Genomic DNA, 4,888 nt, shown 5'->3' with positions numbered 1-4,888 from the left:
TGGTAGACCTTTGAAAACTGAACATTGTTTCGACAAACCAAATATGTGTAGGGCGGTTTGATACTTGGTATCAAACCCAAAATATTTATTTGCGAAGTCAATTCGCTTTAAAAAAGTAACAACAATCGATGAGCTATTCAAGCACATCATCTATAAGATGAGAGTTTGATCCTGGCTCAGGACGAACGCTGGCGGCATGCCTAATACATGCAAGTCGAACGAGCTTCCGTTGAATGACGTGCTTGCACTGATTTCAACACCGAAGCGAGTGGCGAACTGGTGAGTAACACGTGGGAAATCTGCCCAGAAGCAGGGGATAACACTTGGAAACAGGTGCTAATACCGCATAACAACAAGAACCGCATGGTTCTTGTTTGAAAGGTGGCTTCGGCTATCACTTCTGGATGATCCCGCGGCGTATTAGTTAGTTGGTGAGGTAAAGGCCCACCAAGACAATGATACGTAGCCGACCTGAGAGGGTAATCGGCCACATTGGGACTGAGACACGGCCCAAACTCCTACGGGAGGCAGCAGTAGGGAATCTTCCACAATGGACGAAAGTCTGATGGAGCAATGCCGCGTGAGTGAAGAAGGGTTTCGGCTCGTAAAACTCTGTTGTTAAAGAAGAACACTTCTGAGAGTAACTGTTCAGAAGTTGACGGTATTTAACCAGAAAGCCACGGCTAACTACGTGCCAGCAGCCGCGGTAATACGTAGGTGGCAAGCGTTGTCCGGATTTATTGGGCGTAAAGCGAGCGCAGGCGGTTTTTTAAGTCTGATGTGAAAGCCTTCGGCTTAACCGGAGAAGTGCATCGGAAACTGGGAAACTTGAGTGCAGAAGAGGACAGTGGAACTCCATGTGTAGCGGTGGAATGCGTAGATATATGGAAGAACACCAGTGGCGAAGGCGGCTGTCTAGTCTGTAACTGACGCTGAGGCTCGAAAGCATGGGTAGCGAACAGGATTAGATACCCTGGTAGTCCATGCCGTAAACGATGAGTGCTAGGTGTTGGAGGGTTTCCGCCCTTCAGTGCCGCAGCTAACGCATTAAGCACTCCGCCTGGGGAGTACGACCGCAAGGTTGAAACTCAAAGGAATTGACGGGGGCCCGCACAAGCGGTGGAGCATGTGGTTTAATTCGAAGCTACGCGAAGAACCTTACCAGGTCTTGACATACTATGCAAATCCTAGAGATAGGACGTTCCCTTCGGGGACATGGATACAGGTGGTGCATGGTTGTCGTCAGCTCGTGTCGTGAGATGTTGGGTTAAGTCCCGCAACGAGCGCAACCCTTATTATCAGTTGCCAGCATTAAGTTGGGCACTCTGGTGAGACTGCCGGTGACAAACCGGAGGAAGGTGGGGATGACGTCAAATCATCATGCCCCTTATGACCTGGGCTACACACGTGCTACAATGGACGGTACAACGAGTCGCGAAGTCGTGAGGCTAAGCTAATCTCTTAAAGCCGTTCTCAGTTCGGATTGTAGGCTGCAACTCGCCTACATGAAGTTGGAATCGCTAGTAATCGCGGATCAGCATGCCGCGGTGAATACGTTCCCGGGCCTTGTACACACCGCCCGTCACACCATGAGAGTTTGTAACACCCAAAGCCGGTGAGATAACCTTCGGGAGTCAGCCGTCTAAGGTGGGACAGATGATTAGGGTGAAGTCGTAACAAGGTAGCCGTAGGAGAACCTGCGGCTGGATCACCTCCTTTCTAAGGAATATACGGAGGCTACACATACTTTGTCGAAACAATGGTCAGTTTTGAGGGGCTTACCTCTCAAGCTTGTTCTTTGAAAACTAGATATTATCAATTATTTTCTTATTAATTATTTTTATTAAAGATAATTAAACCGAGAACACCGCGTATTTTGAGTTTTTTTAATTAGTTTTATATATCGCTAATACTCAATTAATCAACGATTACGACGTAATCGTTAGGTTAAGTTATGAAGGGCGCATGGTGGATGCCTTGGTACTAGGAGCCGATGAAGGACGGGACTAACACCGATATGCTTCGGGGAGCTGTACGTAAGCTTTGATCCGGAGATTTCCGAATGGGGAAACCCAGCTATCTTAATCGATAGTTACAACTTAGGGAATACATACTTAAGTTGAGGCAGACGTGGGGAACTGAAACATCTAAGTACCCACAGGAAGAGAAAGAAAAATCGATTCCCTAAGTAGCGGCGAGCGAACGGGGAAGAGCCCAAACCAAAGAGCTTGCTCTTTGGGGTTGTAGGACTGAACATTTGAGTTACCAAAGCCAATGATAATCGAAGTGTCTGGGAAGGCACGGCATAGCGGGTGATACCCCCGTAGATGAAATCGTTGACCCTCAGTTCAGGATCCTGAGTACGGCCACACACGTGAAACGTGGTCGGAATCCGGGAGGACCATCTCCCAAGGCTAAATACTCCCTAGTGACCGATAGTGAACCAGTACCGTGAGGGAAAGGTGAAAAGCACCGCGGAAGCGGAGTGAAATAGTTCCTGAAACCATGTGCCTACAATTAGTTAGAGCCCGTTAATGGGTGATAGCGTGCCTTTTGTAGAATGAACCGGCGAGTTACGTTAATTTGCAAGGTTAAGGTGTAAAGACCGGAGCCGTAGCGAAAGCGAGTCTGAAACGGGCGTTTCAGTAAGTTGATGTAGACCCGAAACCAGGTGACCTATCCATGTCCAGGTTGAAGGTGCGGTAAAACGCACTGGAGGACCGAACCCGTGTATGTTGAAAAATGCTGGGATGAGGTGTGGATAGCGGTGAAATTCCAAACGAACTTGGAGATAGCTGGTTCTCTCCGAAATAGCTTTAGGGTTAGCCTCGGATTTAAGAATCGTGGAGGTAGAGCCACTGTTTGGACTAGGGGCCCGTCATGGGTTACTGAATTCAGATAAACTCCGAATGCCACTGATTTATATCCGGGAGTCAGACGACGAGTGATAAGATCCGCCGTCGAAAGGGGAACAGCCCAGACCATCAATTAAGGTCCCTAAATACATGCTGAGTGGAAAAGGATGTGGAGTTGCATAGACAGCTAGGATGTTGGCTCAGAAGCAGCCACCATTTAAAGAGTGCGTAATAGCTCACTAGCCGAGTGATCCTGCGCCGAAAATTTACCGGGGCTAAGCATGTTACCGAAATTATGGATGCGACCAATAGGTCGCGTGATAGGAGAGCGTTCTAAGGGCAATGAAGCCAGATCGTAAGGACTGGTGGAGCGCTTAGAAGTGAGAATGCCGGTATGAGTAGCGAAAGATCAGTGAGAATCTGATCCACCGAATGACTAAGGTTTCCTGGGGAAGGCTCGTCCTCCCAGGGTTAGTCGGGACCTAAGCCGAGGCTGAGAAGCGTAGGCGATGGATAACAGGTTGATATTCCTGTACTAGTTAATCATGTTTGAACGATGGAGGGACGCAGTAGGCTACGGTATGCGCACGATTGGAAATGTGCGTTCAAGCGTCAAGTCTGGTGATGAGTCAAATGCTTATCGCTAAGGACAAGGCGTTACGAGGACCGAATTTTAGTAGGGAAGTGCCAGACGTCACACTGCCGAGAAAAGCTTCTAGTTAGTGATTAATTACCCGTACCGCAAACCGACACAGGTAGTCGAGGAGAGTATCCTAAGGTGAGCGAGTGAACTCTTGTTAAGGAACTCGGCAAAATGACCCCGTAACTTCGGGAGAAGGGGTGCTACACGCAAGTGTAGCCGCAGTGAAAAGGCCCAGGCGACTGTTTATCAAAAACACAGGTTTCTGCAAAATCGTAAGATGACGTATAGGGGCTGACGCCTGCCCGGTGCTGGAAGGTTAAGTGGATGAGTTAGCTTCGGCGAAGCCCAGAAATGAAGCCCCAGTAAACGGCGGCCGTAACTATAACGGTCCTAAGGTAGCGAAATTCCTTGTCGGGTAAGTTCCGACCCGCACGAAAGGCGTAACGATCTGGGCACTGTCTCAACAAGAGACTCGGTGAAATTATATTACCTGTGAAGATGCAGGTTACCCGCGACAGGACGGAAAGACCCCATGGAGCTTTACTGTAGCTTGATATTGGGTGTTGACACAGCTTGTACAGGATAGGTCGGAGCCGTAGAACTCGGAACGCTAGTTTCGAGTGAGGCGCTGGTGGGATACGACCCTCGCTGTGTGAACACTCTAACCCGCACCACTAATCGTGGTGGGAGACAGTGTCAGGTAGGCAGTTTGACTGGGGCGGTCGCCTCCTAAAAAGTAACGGAGGCGCCCAAAGGTTCTCTCAGAATGGTTGGAAATCATTCATCGAGTGTAAAGGCAGAAGAGAGCTTGACTGCGAGACAGACAGGTCGAGCAGGGACGAAAGTCGGGCTTAGTGATCCGGTGGTACCGTATGGAAGGGCCATCGCTCAACGGATAAAAGCTACCCTGGGGATAACAGGCTTATCTCCCCCAAGAGTCCACATCGACGGGGAGGTTTGGCACCTCGATGTCGGCTCATCGCATCCTGGGGCTGTAGTCGGTCCCAAGGGTTGGGCTGTTCGCCCATTAAAGCGGTACGCGAGCTGGGTTCAGAACGTCGTGAGACAGTTCGGTCCCTATCCGTCGCGGGCGTAGGAAATTTGAGAGGAGCTGTCCTTAGTACGAGAGGACCGGGATGGACATACCGCTGGTGTACCAGTTGTGCCGCCAGGCGCATCGCTGGGTAGCTATGTATGGATGAGATAAACGCTGAAAGCATCTAAGTGTGAAACTCGCCTCGAGATGAGATTTCCCATTCCTATATGGAAGTAAGACCCCTGAAAGATGATCAGGTAGATAGGCTGGAAGTAGCAGCGCCGTGAGGCGTGGAGCGGACCAGTACTAATCGGTCGAGGACTTAACCAAGTTGTAAAACGTGGTGTTCTCAAA

The 4,888-nt window shown here is 49.6% G+C and carries 2 rRNA genes; both read left to right on the top strand.

Annotated elements, in window-relative coordinates:
* The first annotated feature begins 153 nt into the window (after positions 1-153).
* Positions 154-1,719 (top strand): 16S ribosomal RNA (locus JUF10_RS13990).
* 226 nt (positions 1,720-1,945) lie between these two features.
* Positions 1,946-4,864 (top strand): 23S ribosomal RNA (locus JUF10_RS13985).
* The 16S and 23S rRNA genes sit together here, the layout of an rRNA operon.
* The last annotated feature ends 24 nt before the right edge of the window (positions 4,865-4,888 follow it).

Source organism: Levilactobacillus andaensis (genome assembly GCF_016861695.1).
Taxonomy (GTDB): Bacteria; Bacillota; Bacilli; order Lactobacillales; family Lactobacillaceae; genus Levilactobacillus; species Levilactobacillus andaensis.
Note: the sequence above shows the minus strand (reverse complement) of the source record. Positions and strands in the feature narration are given on the sequence as shown.